Origin of the sequence: Amycolatopsis sp. NPDC051903 (genome assembly GCF_044452505.1) — a bacterium.
GTDB lineage: Bacteria > Actinomycetota > Actinomycetes > Mycobacteriales > Pseudonocardiaceae > Amycolatopsis.
Window position 1 is genome coordinate 82,580 of sequence record NZ_JBITBT010000033.1, and the last position, 12,446, is coordinate 95,025.

The window sequence follows — 12,446 nt, forward strand, 5'->3', positions numbered from 1 at the left end:
CGACTGCTGCGTCGGCGGCCCGTTTCACCTCGCGGATAGCACCCACGAGGAGACAGCACCGTGAGACCACTGTAGTAGCCAAGCGGTCGCGCTTGCGTACCACTACGGCTTCCCGTGGCCCGTTGACACCCGGCAGGTGACCCGACCGGTCAACCTCCGACATCCGGTTGCCCTGCACTTTTGCTTCTAGTGGAACGTACGGGCGCGGACACGGATTCCGTTCAGGGTCCCCTGTCCGCTGAGCGCGAACAAGGGGTGCTAGCTGGAGGTTTCCACGAAGTGGGCACCCGATTGGCGCAACAGCGGTTTCTCTGTAAGGTTAGGCACGCCTAATGAGTTCGGCGGGTCAGGAGGGCCGCGGTGAACCAGCAGCGGTCCTTCCGGGAGCACCGGAACTCACGCGACGTCGGGGACGACCTCGCGTCGTCGCTCCTGCGGGTCGGGGGGCTCCAGGAGCGCGGCGAGCTGCGCCACGACGTCCCCGCCGGCTGGCTCCGCTGCTCCGACCTGCTCGACGAACCCGAGCGGTTCGGCGAGTGGCGCGAACGGCTGGCCGGCTGGCTCGTCGCCAACAACGGCGCGGCGCCGGAGCGCACAGCGGCCAGCTACGTCATGTCTTGGTACCTGCACGTGCCCGCGTACGTCGGCGCGCTGCTGCTGCACCACGAGCGGCGCGTGCCGTCGCTCAAGCCGGAGCAGCTGGCGTTCGGGCTCGGCGACGACCGCCCGCACCCCGCGGGCATGGCCGTGCTGGGCGTGGGCTTCTACTGCCTGCCCACGGACCCGGGTTCGGCGCGGCCGGAAGCGACGGTCGTCGCCGACGAGCGCGCGCTGGCCGCCGTGCTGCGCGCCCAGTACGTAGCCCACGCGACGCGCTTCGTCCGCGCGTACGCGCCCGGCAGCCGCCTGGGCCGCCGCATGCTCTGGGCCGCGGCCACGGACGCGCTCGACAACTGCCTGTGGTGGGCGGGCCGGCAGGGCGGCACGCCGGATGCCGAGGGTGCCGGCGTCGCGGATGCCGCACTCGTGCTCGGCGAGCGCTACCGGCCGTTGACCTCGGCCTCCACCCTGCGCGTCGCCGTCGACGAAACCGGGCACCGCGGCTGGGAGCGGCGGCGGGAGAGCTGCTGCTTCTCCTACTTGCTGCCGGGCGAGTCCGAGTGCGGGGAATGCCCGCGCGTCTGCTCCCGCTAGCTCACGCCGGCCAGCGCGGGTCGCGGCCCGTCGCGCTCAGCGCGCGGTCCAGCTGCCGGCACGGCCACCTCGGGGCCGTAGACGCCCATCGCGCGCGCCCGCTCGCCCATCGCGACGGCGGAGGCCCGGACGGCCTCCGCGGTCTCGTCAGGGCAGGTCAGTGCGGCTCCCGCGGCACCGCGACGCTTTAGCGTGAGGCACATTCGCCGGATCGCACGTGCTGCCCAACGTCGCGGTGCACGTGACCTTCTTCCCCGGCGCGAACGGCGGCTACGGACCCGGCCACACGCTGTTCACCCATCGGCTCGAAGGCCGCGCGCACGGCCTCGGCGTGCGGTTCCGGCCCGGTTGTTTCCGCCCGTTCCTCGGCGCGCCCGTGCGGAGCATCGCGGATCGATCCGCAGCGCTCGAGGACGTCTTCGGGCGCTGTGGCACCGAAGCGGCTGAATCGGTGCGAAATGCGAGTTCAGACGCTGCAATGATCGCTGCAGCCGACAAGTTGCTGATCGCAAAGCGGGTGACACTTCCACCCGCCGCGCGGGCGGCCGCGGCGGCGGTGGAAACAATCGCGGGCGATCCGGAAATCACGCGCGTCGATCACCTCGCCGCGAGCGAGGGCTTGTCCGCACGGGCACTTCAGCGGCTGTTCGCGGAACACGTCGGCTGCACGCCCAAGTGGGCGATCCGGATATACCGGCTGAACGACGCGGCGCGCCGGCTCACCGACGAGGAGTCACCCGATTACGCGGACCTCGCGGCCCGGCTCGGGTATAGCGATCAACCTCACTTCACCCGCGATTTCCGCGCCGTGACGGGACGGTCGCCCGCCGAGTTCGCCACGGCGGCCCGCGCCGCGGCGCCGACCGGACAGAAACCGGACAAGCAAAACGGCCGCCGGAAATAACCCGGCGGCCGTCGGCGAAGCACTGCCCCCTCAGTTCTTCTTGTGGTAGGCCTCCACGACCTCCGACGGGATGCGCCCCCGGTCGGAAACCGCGAAACCGTTCTTGCGCGCCCAGGCGCGAATGGCCTGGTTCTGCTCACGATCGACCGTCGCCGGGCGCGCCGCCGCCTTCGCGCCGGCCACCGGGCGCAGTGCCGCGCGCTTGCGGCCACCCGCGCGGCGGGCGTGCTCCACGTACTGGGCCAGTGCGTCGCGCAACTCCTCGGCGTTTTCCGAGGACAGGTCGATCTGGTAGGTCACACCGTCCAAACCGAACTCGACGGTCTCTTCGGCCTCACTGCCGTCGAGGTCGTCGACCAGGGAGACGAGCACCTTCTGTGCCATCTGATTCCTCCTGCGGGGCTTACGCGAATGATCTGGGTTACGGGGCGAGCCCCGGACAGAAGTCTTTGTCACTCATATTAATACCCGCTCACCCCGGCTGGTGCAAATCTCGTTTGAGATAAACCCCGGTGGTTCCTACCGACGGGTGGGGTTATTCAGGCCGCACGAGGGGGAAGAGGATCGTCTCCCGGATACCGAGACCGGTCAGCGCCATGAGCAGCCGGTCGATCCCCATTCCCACACCACCGCTCGGCGGCATTCCGTACTCCAGGGCCCGGAGGAAATCCTCGTCGAGACGCATCGCTTCGCTATCACCCTGCGCCGCCAGCTGGGCCTGTTCGGTGAGGCGCTGACGCTCCACGACCGGGTCGACCAGCTCGGAGTAACCCGTGGCGAGTTCGAAACCGCGCACGTAGAGGTCCCACTTCTCCGCGACGCCGGCCCGGCTGCGGTGCTGCCTGGTCAGCGGCGAGGTCTCGAGCGGAAAATCACGCACAAATGTGGGCGCGGTGAGATCGTCGCCGACGAGGTGTTCCCACAGTTCTTCCACCAGTTTGCCGTGGCCGAGCTTGGGGTCGACCTCGATCTCGCGCGCCGCGGCGATCTTGTGCAGTCGTTCGGCGGGGGTCTCGGGTGACACTTCTTCGCCCAATGCCCCGGACAGCGACTCGTACATGCCGAGCGTCGTCCATTCGCCGGAAAGGTCGTACTCCGTTCCGTCCGTGAGGGTGACGACCTGCGTGCCGAGCACGTTGTCCGCGGCCTCCTGGATGAGTTCGCGGGTCATCACGGCATTCGTGTCGTACGTGGCGTAGGCCTCGTAGTACTCGAGCATCGCGAACTCCGGCGAGTGCGATGAGTCACTGCCCTCGTTGCGGAAGTTGCGGTTGATCTCGAAAACCTTCTCGATGCCGCCGACCACGCAGCGCTTCAGGAACAGCTCCGGAGCGATGCGCAGGTACAGGTCGATGTCGAACGCATTCGAATGGGTGGTGAATGGCCTGGCCGCGGCACCGCCGTGCAGGGTCTGCAGCATCGGCGTCTCGACCTCGGTGAATCCGCGGCGGTGGAACGAGTCGCGCAGCGAACGGACCACGCCCGCGCGCGTACGCACCACATCGCGGGACCGGTCGCGCAGAATCAAGTCGACATAACGCTGCCGGATTCGCGTTTCCTCGGCGAGGTCCTTGTGCGTGTTGGGCAGCGGGCGCAGCGCCTTGGAGGTGAGCTGCCACGAGTCGGCCAGCACGGAAAGTTCACCGCGCTTGGAAGTGATCACCTCGCCGGAGACGAATACGTGATCACCGAGATCGACATCGCTCTTCCACGCGGCGAGCGACTCCTCACCGACCTTCGCGAGGCTGAGCATCGCCTGCAGTTGCGTGCCGTCACCCTCACGAAGAGTGGCGAAACACAGTTTGCCCGTATTGCGCAGAAACATCACCCGGCCGGTGATGCCGACCTTCTGACCAGTGGCGGTGTCGGGCGGGAGATCGGAATGGGCCGCGCGAACATCGGCGAGCGAGTGGGTGCGGGGAACCTCCACGGGGTAAGGATCGACACCCTCCGCGATTATCCGGTCGCGCTTCTCCCGGCGCACCCGCATCTGTTCGGGCAGGTCGTCTTCGGGCAGCGCATCGGGCGCGGGGAATTCGGTCATGGCCCACAGCGTACGAAGCCGCTGGTCGGCGACGCCAACCGGATTACCCTTCGGGCCGGGCCGTGCTGCCTTTTCCCGTATTAGTCTCGGATCCCGTGACGGATCCCACGTATGACCAGGAACTCCACGCCCGCCGCGCGTCGTCGTTCGGGCCCCACGCCGCCGCCTACGCCGAGCACCGGCCCGACTACCCGCTGGCCGCGCTGGACTGGGGGCTCGCCGGCGCCGCGCACCCGGCGCGGGACGTGCTCGACCTCGCCGCCGGCACCGGGAAGCTCACGCAGGGGCTGGTCGACCTCGGCCTCACCGTGACCGCGGTCGAACCCGACGCGGGCATGCTCGCGCAGCTCGCCAAGCTGCTGCCGGACACCACGGCGCTCACCGGCAAGGCCGAGGACATCCCGCTGGCCGCCGAATCCGTCGACGCGGTGTTCATCGGCCAGGCCCTGCACTGGTTCGATCTGGAACCGGCGTTCGCGGAGATCCGCCGCGTGCTGCGCCCGGGCGGGGTCGTGGTCGCGCTGTGGAACCACGACGACGTCGAGGTGGGCTGGGTCGTCGAATTCTCGAAACTCGTGCGCAGCGGCGTGACGCGCGTGGCCATGGCCGAGACCCAGACACTGGAAGCCGCGGGCTTCACGCCGTTCGAGGAGCGCCAGTTCCCCCATTCGCACCGGCGCACGATCGACTCACTGCTCGCGACCGTCGCCACGCACTCGAACCTGCTCGTCGCCGAGCCCGCCGACCGCGACGCGGCGCTGGCCGCGGCCCGCGACCACCTGCTCAGCGTGCCCGCGACCAGCAGCGGCGAATTCGACTACCCGCTGATCACGACCGCCCTCCGAGCGCGGAAGGTCTGAAGCCCGGCGACGAAGATCACCGGCCCGGGTCCTGTGCCGGTGTTAGCTTGGGTGTGACGCCGATCGGCGTTCCGGACGAGAGCGTCGTACCCGGTCACGACAAGACGGCGCAGTGAAAGTTCACTGCGAAAGGTTTTGTGTCGTGGCTTGGGTAGTGCTGGTTCTGGCCGGCTTTCTGGAAACGGTGTGGGCGGCCGCGCTGGCGGCGGCCAAGGGGTTCACGAAGCCTTGGCCGAGTGTTCTCTTCCTCGTCGCGCTCATCGCCAGCATGGGCGGGCTGGCGTACGCGTTGCGCAGCATTCCCCTCGGCACCGGTTACGCGGTGTGGGTCGGCATCGGCGCGGTGGGGACCGCGCTGTACGGGATCTTCGCGCTCCACGATCCCGCGACGGTCGGCCGGCTCGCGTGCCTCGTGCTCATCGTCGCCGGGGTCGTGGGGCTGAAGGTCATTCACTGATCAGGCAGATCTCCAACGCGCGCAGCCGCTCGGGGTCGGCGACGACGTCGATCCCGGTGATGGCGTCGCCGTCGAAGGTGAAGGCGAGCGCGACCCGGAGGTGCCCGAGCGGCGCCATGACCAGGGCCGGCGACCCGTCGACCAGCGCGAGCGTCGTGGCGCGGGCGCGGTCGGAGGCCAGCAGCGCGCCCCTGCTCACGCTGCGGACGCCGCGCAGCACCACGGGCGCCGGGGTGCCGGAGACGGCCGCGTCGGCGTGGAGCACCACGTCGGGGTCGAGCAGGTGGAGCAGGGCCTCGAAGTCGCCGCCGCGCGCGGCCGCCAAGTAGGCCTCCACGACCCGCCGGCCGCGTGAAAGGTCGGCCGGCCGGTCACCGCCCTTGACCCGGCGGCGGGCCCGGCTGGCCAGCTGGCGCACCGCCGCGGGCGTGCGGTCGAGCATGGGCGCGATCTCTTCGAACGGCACCGCGAACATGTCGTGCAGCACGAACGCGATCCGCTCCGCCGGGCCGAGCGAGTCGAGCACCACGAGCAGCGCGAGCCCCACGGAGTCGGCCAGCTGCGCCTCTTCTTCCGGGTCGGCGCTCAGGTCCCCGCGCTCGACGGGATTCGCGTCGAGCGACTCCTCGCGCCGGCGCTCCCGCGTGCGCAGCTGGTTGAGGCACACGCGCGAAACGACCGTGGTGAGCCACGCGGGCAGGCTCTCGATCTCCGCGACGGCCGACCGGTCGAGCCGCAGCCAGGCTTCCTGCACGGCGTCGTCGGCCTCGCTCAGCGAGCCCAGCATCCGGTAGGCGACGCCGCGCAGCCGCGGCCGGTTCTCCTCGAACTGCTGCGCCAGCCAGGCTCTGTCGTCCACGTGTCACATTCCTCCGTCGCGCGGGTTCACCGAAGTAGACCCCAACGAGCCCGGTCGCGTGACCGGAACGGAGGAACCCATGAGCACGATCCTCGTCACCGGCGGTACCGGCACGCTCGGCACCCTCATCACCCCGCTGCTGCGGGACGCGAAGCTGCGCGTGCTCACCCGCCACGCGCACGAGCCCACCAACGGCGTGGAGTACTTCGCCTGCGACCTGACGAAGGGCGAGGGCCTCGCACCCGCCGTCGACGGGGTCGACGTGGTGCTGCACCTGGCGGGCGGTCCGAAGGGCGACGACGTGGCGACCGAAAACCTCGTCCGCGCCGCTCAGCGAGCCGGGGTGGGCCACTTCGCGCTCATCTCGGTGATCGCCGCCGACCGCGTGCCGCTGGGCTACTTCACGCGCAAGCACGCGGCCGAAGAGACGGTGATCGAGTCGGGTCTGCCGTGGACGGTCCTGCGCGCCGCCCAGTTCCACGGCTTCTGCCTCGACGCCGTGCGCGCGGTGGCCAAGCTGCCGGTCGTCCCGGTGCCCGGCATGCGGTTCCAGCCCGTCGACGCGCGCGACGTCGCGGCCCGCCTCGCGGACCTGACGCTCGGCGCCCCGGCCGGCCGCGTGCCCGACCTCGCCGGGCCGCGGGTGTACGAGATGCGCGAACTCGTCGACGACTACCTGCGCGCCAACGGAAAGCGCCGCCCCAAGGTGCCGATCCGCCTGCCGGGCAAGGCCGGCCGCGTGTACCGCGCGGGCGAAAACCTCAACCTCGACGCCTCGACCGGCACCCGCACCTGGGAGGACTACCTGGCCGCCACGATCGGGACGGGCACGGGGAACTGAACCGCACCGCGAGATCGCGCCGGTTTCTGGACTGAGCGATGTGCTCGGCCCCTCGGGCTGAGCACATCGGGAAGGAAGAAACCGGATTTCAGCGATCTCGCCGCCTCGGCGGAGCCGGGGCCGACAACACAGCGAGCTGAAACACCTGTCTCACCGCACGTTGCGTTCGTACACCAAACGCAAACCGAGCAACGTCAGGTCCGGCACGTGTTCCTTGATCGTCTCCGATTCGCCGATCACCAACGGCGCGAGGCCGCCGGTCGCGAGGACAGCGACCGGTTCGGCTTCGTCGTGGCGCAGTTCGCGGACGATGCGGCGGACGAGGCCGTCGACTTGGCCCGCGAAGCCGTAGAGGATGCCGGATTGCAGGCACTCCACGGTGTTCTTGCCGATAACCGACCGCGGCGGGACGAGCTCCACCTTGCGCAGCGCGGCGGCGCGCGAGGCGAGCGCGTCGACGGAGATGTCGATCCCGGGGGCGAACGCGCCGCCGAGGAACTCGCCCTTCGCGGAGATGGCGTCGACGTTCGTGGACGTGCCGAAGTCGACCACGACGCACGCGGTGGCGTGCAGGTGGTGGGCCGCGAGCGTGTTCACGAGCCGGTCGGCGCCGACTTCCTTCGGGTTGTCGACGAGCAGCGGCACGCCCGTGCGCACGCCTGGTTCGACCACGATCTTCGGCAGCCGCGCGTAGTAGCGGCTGAGCATCACCCGCAGTTCGCGCAGCACGGCGGGCACTGTGGACAGTGCGCTGATGCCCGTGATCGCGTCGGCGTGCGGGCCGAGGAGGCCGCGCATGGTGAGCGCGAGCTCGTCGGCCGTCATGCGCGCGTCGGTGCGCATGCGCCAGTCACCGACGAGCTCCTGCCCTTCGTAGAGGCCGAGCACGATGTTGGTGTTGCCGACGTCGACCGTGAGCAGCAACGCGGACTTCCTTTACTGCGGCCCGGTTTCGCCGCCGCCTGGTGGGTTAGCTCTCTGCGTGCAGCAGCGCGTCGAGGCGGCGCGCGTCGGCCGTTTCGGCGACCGGGTAGGCGATCGTGTCTTCCTCGGGCAGGGTGACGGTGCCGGACAGCAGCCCCGAGCCCTCGGGCGCGTGCGCGGGGTCGGTCCCGCGCTCGACGATGCGGTTGTGCTCGTCGACGAAGATCACCCGCGGCTCGTAGGTGAGCGCCTCCGCGCTGTCCATCTGCCCGTAGGAGATCAGGATGACGAGGTCACCGGGGTGCACCAGGTGCGCCGCGGCGCCGTTGATGCCGAGCACGCCGCTGCCGCGCTCGCCCTTGATGACGTAGGTCTCGAGCCGCGCCCCGTTCGTGACGTCCACAATGGACACCTGTTCGCCGGGCAGCAGGTCGGCGGCCTCCATCAGCTCCTCGTCGACCGTGACCGAGCCGACGTAGTGCAGGTCCGCCTGCGTCACCGTGGCCCGGTGGATCTTCGACTTCAGCATCGTGCGGTACATCGTGGACCCTCCCTATTCCCCTGCGTCCAGCTCAACGCTCGGATGTTCCACAGCCTTTCCGAGCAGCACTCCCACGTTGTCGATCAGCCGGGTGCGCCCCACCCGGGCGGCGACCAGCAGCCGTGCCTCACCGTCGACGGGCGCCGGCCCGAGGTCGGTTCCCCGCAGCTCCAGGTAGTCCACTTCCACCTGCGGACGCTCGGCGAGCGTCCGGCGAGCCAGGTCGAGCACCGCTTCGGCCCCGTCGCGGCCGACGTGCGCCCCGGCGGTCAGCGCCGCCGAGAGCACCACCGCGTCCTCGCGCTGCTGCGGCGTGAGGTACGCGTTGCGAGACGACAGGGCCAGCCCGTCGCGCTCGCGGACCGTCGGCACCCCGATCACGCGGGTGTCGATGTTCAGGTCCGCCACCATCTTCTTGATGAGCACCAGCTGCTGGTAGTCCTTCTCCCCGAAGAAGGCGTAGTCCGGGCGCAGCAGGTTGAACAGCTTCGCGACGACCGTCAGCACCCCGGTGAAGTGCCCGGGCCGCACCGCGCCCTCCAGCTCGTCACCGAGCGGGCCGGGGTGCACGGTGACCATCGCGTTTTCGGTGTAGAGGTCGCTGGCCTTCGGCGTGAACGCGAGTTCGACGCCGGCTTCGCTCAGCACCGCGAGGTCGTCCTCGAGCCGGCGCGGGTAGGCCTCGAAGTCCTCGCCCGCGCCGAACTGCAGCGGGTTCACGAAGATCGACGCGGCCACGATCGTGTTCGGCAGGCGCTTGGCGCGGCGCATCAGCTCGCGGTGCCCGGCGTGCAGCGCACCCATGGTGGGGACGAGCGCGACCTTGCGGCCGACGCTGCGCAGCGCGCGGCTCACCTGGCTGACGTGCTCGGGCGGCTGGTACGCGTTGAGCGTGCCGCGCTGGAACTTGGGTGTGGTCACGGGGTCTGCCCTTCGGCGGGATCGTCGAGGAGGTCGGTCAGCTCGGCGGCGGTCGCCGCGTCGAGCAGCCCGGCGGCCCGGGACCGCTCGGCCGTTCGCCGGGCCAGCGCCCGGTAGGCCGGCGCGATCGCCGGTTCGGAGTCCGAGAGCACGGTGAGGTGCTTGCGGACGGTGCCGAGGTCGCCACGGGCCACCGGTCCGGTGAGGGCGCGATCGCCGTGGCGCAGCACATTATCCAGGGCGGCGGACAGCAGCGGTGCGACGAGTCGTTCCGCTTGCCCGATTCCGGCCTCGCGGAGGAGCTCGGTGCAGTCGGCCACCAGCGTCATCAGGTGGTTCGCGCCGTGGGCCAGCGCCGCGTGGTAGAGCGCGCGGGCGGATTCGGGGATGCGCACCGGCTCGGCGCCCATCTCGACGGCGAGCGCCTCGCCGACGTTCCACGCCGCTTCGTCGCCCTTCGCGGCGGTGACGCCGATGCTGGCGGTGCTGAGGCGGTCGAGGTCCTCCGCGCGGCCGGTGAACGTGAGCACGGGGTGCAGCGCGAGCGCCAGCGCGCCCGTTTCGGCGGCGGGCGCGAGCACGCCGACGCCGTGGGCGCCGGAGGTGTGGACGACGATCTGGCCGGGCCGCAGCGACTCCGTGGCGACGAGGCCGCGCACCATGCCCTCGAGCGCGTCGTCGGGAAGTGCGAGCAGCACCAGGTCGGCGCGGCGCACGACTTCGTCGGGTGGCAGCAGGGGGACGCCGGGCAGCAGGCGTTCGGCGCGGGCGAGCGACTCGGCCGACAGGCCCGAGGCGGCGACCACCGCGTGGCCCGCCCTGGCGAGTGCTGCCCCGAGAACGCTGCCCACCCGCCCAGCCGAGACGACGCCCACCGCGAGGCGGGCGGGCCGGCTCACGGCGTGCGCCTGTGGACGCTCATGGCTCGAAACTCCTATGGCTCGTTCCAGTCCCGCTCTTCCGGCGCGGGTACCAGACGACGGCGCGAGAGTAGCCCCGCTGCGTCCGGCTCGTGGAGCTCTGGTGATGAGCTTCACCCGGTCGTTCAATCGCGGAAGTACTTTAATCGCGTCGCCCTCGCGGGCTCGTGACCGGTCCGCCGCACCGTGTTGACCTCGGGTTTTTGGCTCGGTCGAGCTACCCCCGGAGGGGGATGCCGATCACCCCGCACCTCCGGTGGCGAGCCGGACGGCGTCGGCGCGGGCCGTTTGCAACGTGTGCAGCAGCTCGTCTTGGCGGTGGCGGTCTTCGTCGGTGCGGATGCGGTTGCGGCGCAGGAAGGCCAGTTCGGTCACGCTGGCCTGGTACAGACCCACCGCGCGCGCCGCGTCCCGCCCCGACTCGCGTCTTGCCTGCCGCCGCCAGGCGCGTCTGCCGGTCAGGCTCGACAGCAGGTCCACCTCCGACGGCGCGATCCACCGCCGCTCCACCATCTTCGGCAACGCGGCGGCCACGATCCGCTGCTCGCGCCGGCGTTGCAGCACGATCACGTACACGACGCCGACGAACAGCGGAACCATGATCAGGAAGTACACGGTGAGGAACGCTTTCGACCCACCGAGCGTGGCGGAACTGTTCCACAGCGCGTGCAACAGAACGCCGGCGACGTACCCGGTGAGCGGCGCCACGACGCGCAGCCACTTCTGCCGGGTCCGGGCCGCCACCCCGAATCCGATGCCCGCCATGACGGCGAACAGCGGATGCGTGAACGGGGAAAGCACGCCACGCAGGAAAAACGCCGCGAGGACACCGGCGTTTGCCCCGTTACCGAAGCCGTACTCGGCGAAAGCGCGGCCGAAGTAGTAGATGTTCTCGGTGAACGCGAAGCCCGCCGCGGAGAAGCCCGCGTACACGATGCCGTCGACGATCCCGTCGAACTCCGCGCTGCGCCGCCAGAAGATCAGGAGCACGAACGCGTCCTTCGCCGCTTCCTCGACGAGCGGGGCGGACACGAGCGCGCTGATCTTGCTGCCGTGGCCGCTGCCGAGCAGCAGGTCACCGACGGCTTCGGCGCCGCTGTTGATCGCGAGCGCCGTGATCGTCGCGATGCACGCCCCCCACGCGAAGGCCAGTAGGAGCAGCTTCGCGGGCTCCGGCTCCCACCGGTCCACCCACAGGAACCCCGCGACCACCACCACAACCGGCACCAGCGCCGCCACGACCCCGATGGCGACAGCCACCACCCCGACGCGCGTGGTCGCCAGCCCGAACAGGAACAGCCCGCACAGGGCCACCACGATGAGCCCACCGACGGGCAGCAACACCGTCACACGCCGCGGCAACCGCGCCCGCCTCCTCGGCGGCGCACCCTGCGCGGTGGGAAGGGTTCCGTTCACGAGCGGTCACCATACGGGGGTGAGGTGCGTGGTGCTGGCTGTGGCTCACCTGCCGTGGCCGGACCACTACCCGCTCCACACCAACGGACGGCAAACCCCGGCCCCCCACGGAAACCCACGCGCGAAACGACCGTGGCCACGCACGGACAACGCCGTGAACCGTCCGTCCAGGCGCCGCCCACGGTCTCGCTCTGACCGCCCGCCACGATCACCGATCCGCCCAACGACCCCCGCGCCCCGGTCCGCCCCGCACGGCAGCACCGCCCCGCCTTCCCCCCGCCCGCCAACGGGACGCCGAATCGCAACTGGCACTCCATCCAGCCCCCTGCACCGAAGCGCCACCTAGCTTCTCGCCCCCACCCGCCAACGGTCACCAACCCCGCACAACGCCCCGCACCAACCCCCACCCACACCTCAACCCCAGCGAACACCCACCCCCCAACAGCCACCGATCCACCCAACACACCCCCGCACCCAGCCCCCGCCCTGCACCTCGATCCCCGCCTTCCACGCGGTCTGGATCACCTTGTCAAGGCACGCTTTCCAGCCTTGACAAGGTGATCCA

Annotated in this window: 14 protein-coding genes and 1 riboswitch; of the genes, 5 read left to right on the forward strand and 9 right to left on the reverse strand. The window is 70.4% G+C overall.

Translation table 11 applies throughout. The annotated features are described in order from the left end of the window. Positions 1 to 360 precede the first annotated feature (360 nt). Entirely contained in the window at positions 361 to 1,194 is an 834-nt protein-coding gene (locus ACIA77_RS40730) for a (2Fe-2S)-binding protein (protein WP_395891487.1), read from the forward strand. Here the strand turns inward: ACIA77_RS40730 and ACIA77_RS40735 are convergent. Further along, entirely contained in the window at positions 1,191 to 1,397 is a 207-nt protein-coding gene (locus tag ACIA77_RS40735) for a hypothetical protein (RefSeq protein ID WP_395891488.1), read from the reverse strand. The two genes, ACIA77_RS40730 and ACIA77_RS40735, sit on opposite strands and share 4 nt — an antisense overlap. 14 nt (positions 1,398 to 1,411) lie before the next feature. On the opposite strand from ACIA77_RS40735, the gene ACIA77_RS40740 reads away from it, so the two are divergent. After that, positions 1,412 to 2,098: a helix-turn-helix domain-containing protein gene (locus tag ACIA77_RS40740; RefSeq protein WP_395891489.1), complete on the forward strand. Its 687-nt coding sequence runs from the start codon at positions 1,412 to 1,414 to the stop codon at positions 2,096 to 2,098. 30 nt (positions 2,099 to 2,128) lie between these two features. On the opposite strand, the gene ACIA77_RS40745 is transcribed toward ACIA77_RS40740, so the two are convergent. Further along, a complete protein-coding gene (locus ACIA77_RS40745; RefSeq protein WP_395891490.1) occupies positions 2,129 to 2,482 on the reverse strand; it encodes an Lsr2 family protein in 354 nt (117 codons plus the stop codon). A 151-nt stretch (positions 2,483 to 2,633) separates the two neighbouring features. Then, complete coding sequence (gene lysS, locus ACIA77_RS40750) at positions 2,634 to 4,142, reverse strand: lysine--tRNA ligase (RefSeq protein WP_395891491.1); 1,509 nt, start codon at positions 4,140 to 4,142, stop codon at positions 2,634 to 2,636. A 95-nt stretch (positions 4,143 to 4,237) separates the two neighbouring features. Here lysS and ACIA77_RS40755 point away from each other — a divergent pair, with 95 nt between their 5' ends. Together ACIA77_RS40755 and ACIA77_RS40760 are read left to right on the forward strand one after the other, a co-directional pair. After that, a complete protein-coding gene (locus ACIA77_RS40755) occupies positions 4,238 to 5,002 on the forward strand; it encodes a class I SAM-dependent methyltransferase (RefSeq protein ID WP_395891492.1) in 765 nt (254 codons plus the stop codon). A 51-nt stretch (positions 5,003 to 5,053) separates the two neighbouring features. Beyond that, positions 5,054 to 5,116, forward strand: a riboswitch (guanidine-III (ykkC-III) riboswitch). A gap of 28 nt (positions 5,117 to 5,144) precedes the next feature. Continuing rightward, positions 5,145 to 5,459 carry a DMT family transporter gene (locus ACIA77_RS40760; protein WP_395891493.1) on the forward strand — a complete coding sequence of 105 codons (315 nt, stop codon included), beginning with the start codon at positions 5,145 to 5,147 and terminating at the stop codon, positions 5,457 to 5,459. Here the strand turns inward: ACIA77_RS40760 and ACIA77_RS40765 are convergent. Continuing rightward, on the reverse strand, positions 5,449 to 6,318 hold the full coding sequence (locus ACIA77_RS40765; RefSeq protein WP_395891494.1) for a sigma-70 family RNA polymerase sigma factor: 870 nt from the start codon (positions 6,316 to 6,318) through the stop codon (positions 5,449 to 5,451). The two genes, ACIA77_RS40760 and ACIA77_RS40765, sit on opposite strands and share 11 nt — an antisense overlap. A gap of 79 nt (positions 6,319 to 6,397) precedes the next feature. On the opposite strand from ACIA77_RS40765, the gene ACIA77_RS40770 reads away from it, so the two are divergent. Continuing rightward, on the forward strand, positions 6,398 to 7,159 hold the full coding sequence (locus ACIA77_RS40770; RefSeq protein WP_395891495.1) for an SDR family oxidoreductase: 762 nt from the start codon (positions 6,398 to 6,400) through the stop codon (positions 7,157 to 7,159). 150 nt (positions 7,160 to 7,309) lie between these two features. Here the strand turns inward: ACIA77_RS40770 and ACIA77_RS40775 are convergent, their stop codons facing one another. The 5 genes from ACIA77_RS40775 to ACIA77_RS40795 form a co-directional block, all read right to left on the reverse strand. Continuing rightward, the gene (locus tag ACIA77_RS40775; protein WP_204092903.1) at positions 7,310 to 8,083 is read right to left on the reverse strand and encodes a type III pantothenate kinase; all 774 of its coding nucleotides are present in this window, start codon (positions 8,081 to 8,083) and stop codon (positions 7,310 to 7,312) included. 46 nt (positions 8,084 to 8,129) lie between these two features. Beyond that, complete coding sequence (panD, locus tag ACIA77_RS40780; RefSeq protein WP_395891496.1) at positions 8,130 to 8,624, reverse strand: aspartate 1-decarboxylase; 495 nt, start codon at positions 8,622 to 8,624, stop codon at positions 8,130 to 8,132. A 12-nt stretch (positions 8,625 to 8,636) separates the two neighbouring features. Beyond that, a complete protein-coding gene (gene panC, locus ACIA77_RS40785; protein ID WP_395891497.1) occupies positions 8,637 to 9,545 on the reverse strand; it encodes a pantoate--beta-alanine ligase in 909 nt (302 codons plus the stop codon). Further along, entirely contained in the window at positions 9,542 to 10,483 is a 942-nt protein-coding gene (locus ACIA77_RS40790; protein ID WP_395891501.1) for a Rossmann-like and DUF2520 domain-containing protein, read from the reverse strand. Before ACIA77_RS40790 ends, panC begins: the two co-directional genes overlap by 4 nt. A gap of 222 nt (positions 10,484 to 10,705) precedes the next feature. Continuing rightward, on the reverse strand, positions 10,706 to 11,809 hold the full coding sequence (locus tag ACIA77_RS40795) for a PrsW family intramembrane metalloprotease (protein WP_395891502.1): 1,104 nt from the start codon (positions 11,807 to 11,809) through the stop codon (positions 10,706 to 10,708). Positions 11,810 to 12,446 lie beyond the last annotated feature (637 nt).

What these genes read in the sequence shown, in the direction of transcription:
- ACIA77_RS40735 (WP_395891488.1), bottom strand. Translation starts at nt 1,397, where the DNA reads ATGTGCCTCACGCTAAAGCGTCGCGGTGCCGCGGGAGCCGCACTGACC.
- ACIA77_RS40745 (WP_395891490.1), bottom strand. Translation starts at nt 2,482, where the DNA reads ATGGCACAGAAGGTGCTCGTCTCCCTGGTCGACGACCTCGACGGCAGT.
- lysS (WP_395891491.1), bottom strand. Translation starts at nt 4,142, where the DNA reads ATGACCGAATTCCCCGCGCCCGATGCGCTGCCCGAAGACGACCTGCCC.
- ACIA77_RS40770 (WP_395891495.1), top strand. Translation starts at nt 6,398, where the DNA reads ATGAGCACGATCCTCGTCACCGGCGGTACCGGCACGCTCGGCACCCTC.
- panD (WP_395891496.1), bottom strand. Translation starts at nt 8,624, where the DNA reads ATGTACCGCACGATGCTGAAGTCGAAGATCCACCGGGCCACGGTGACG.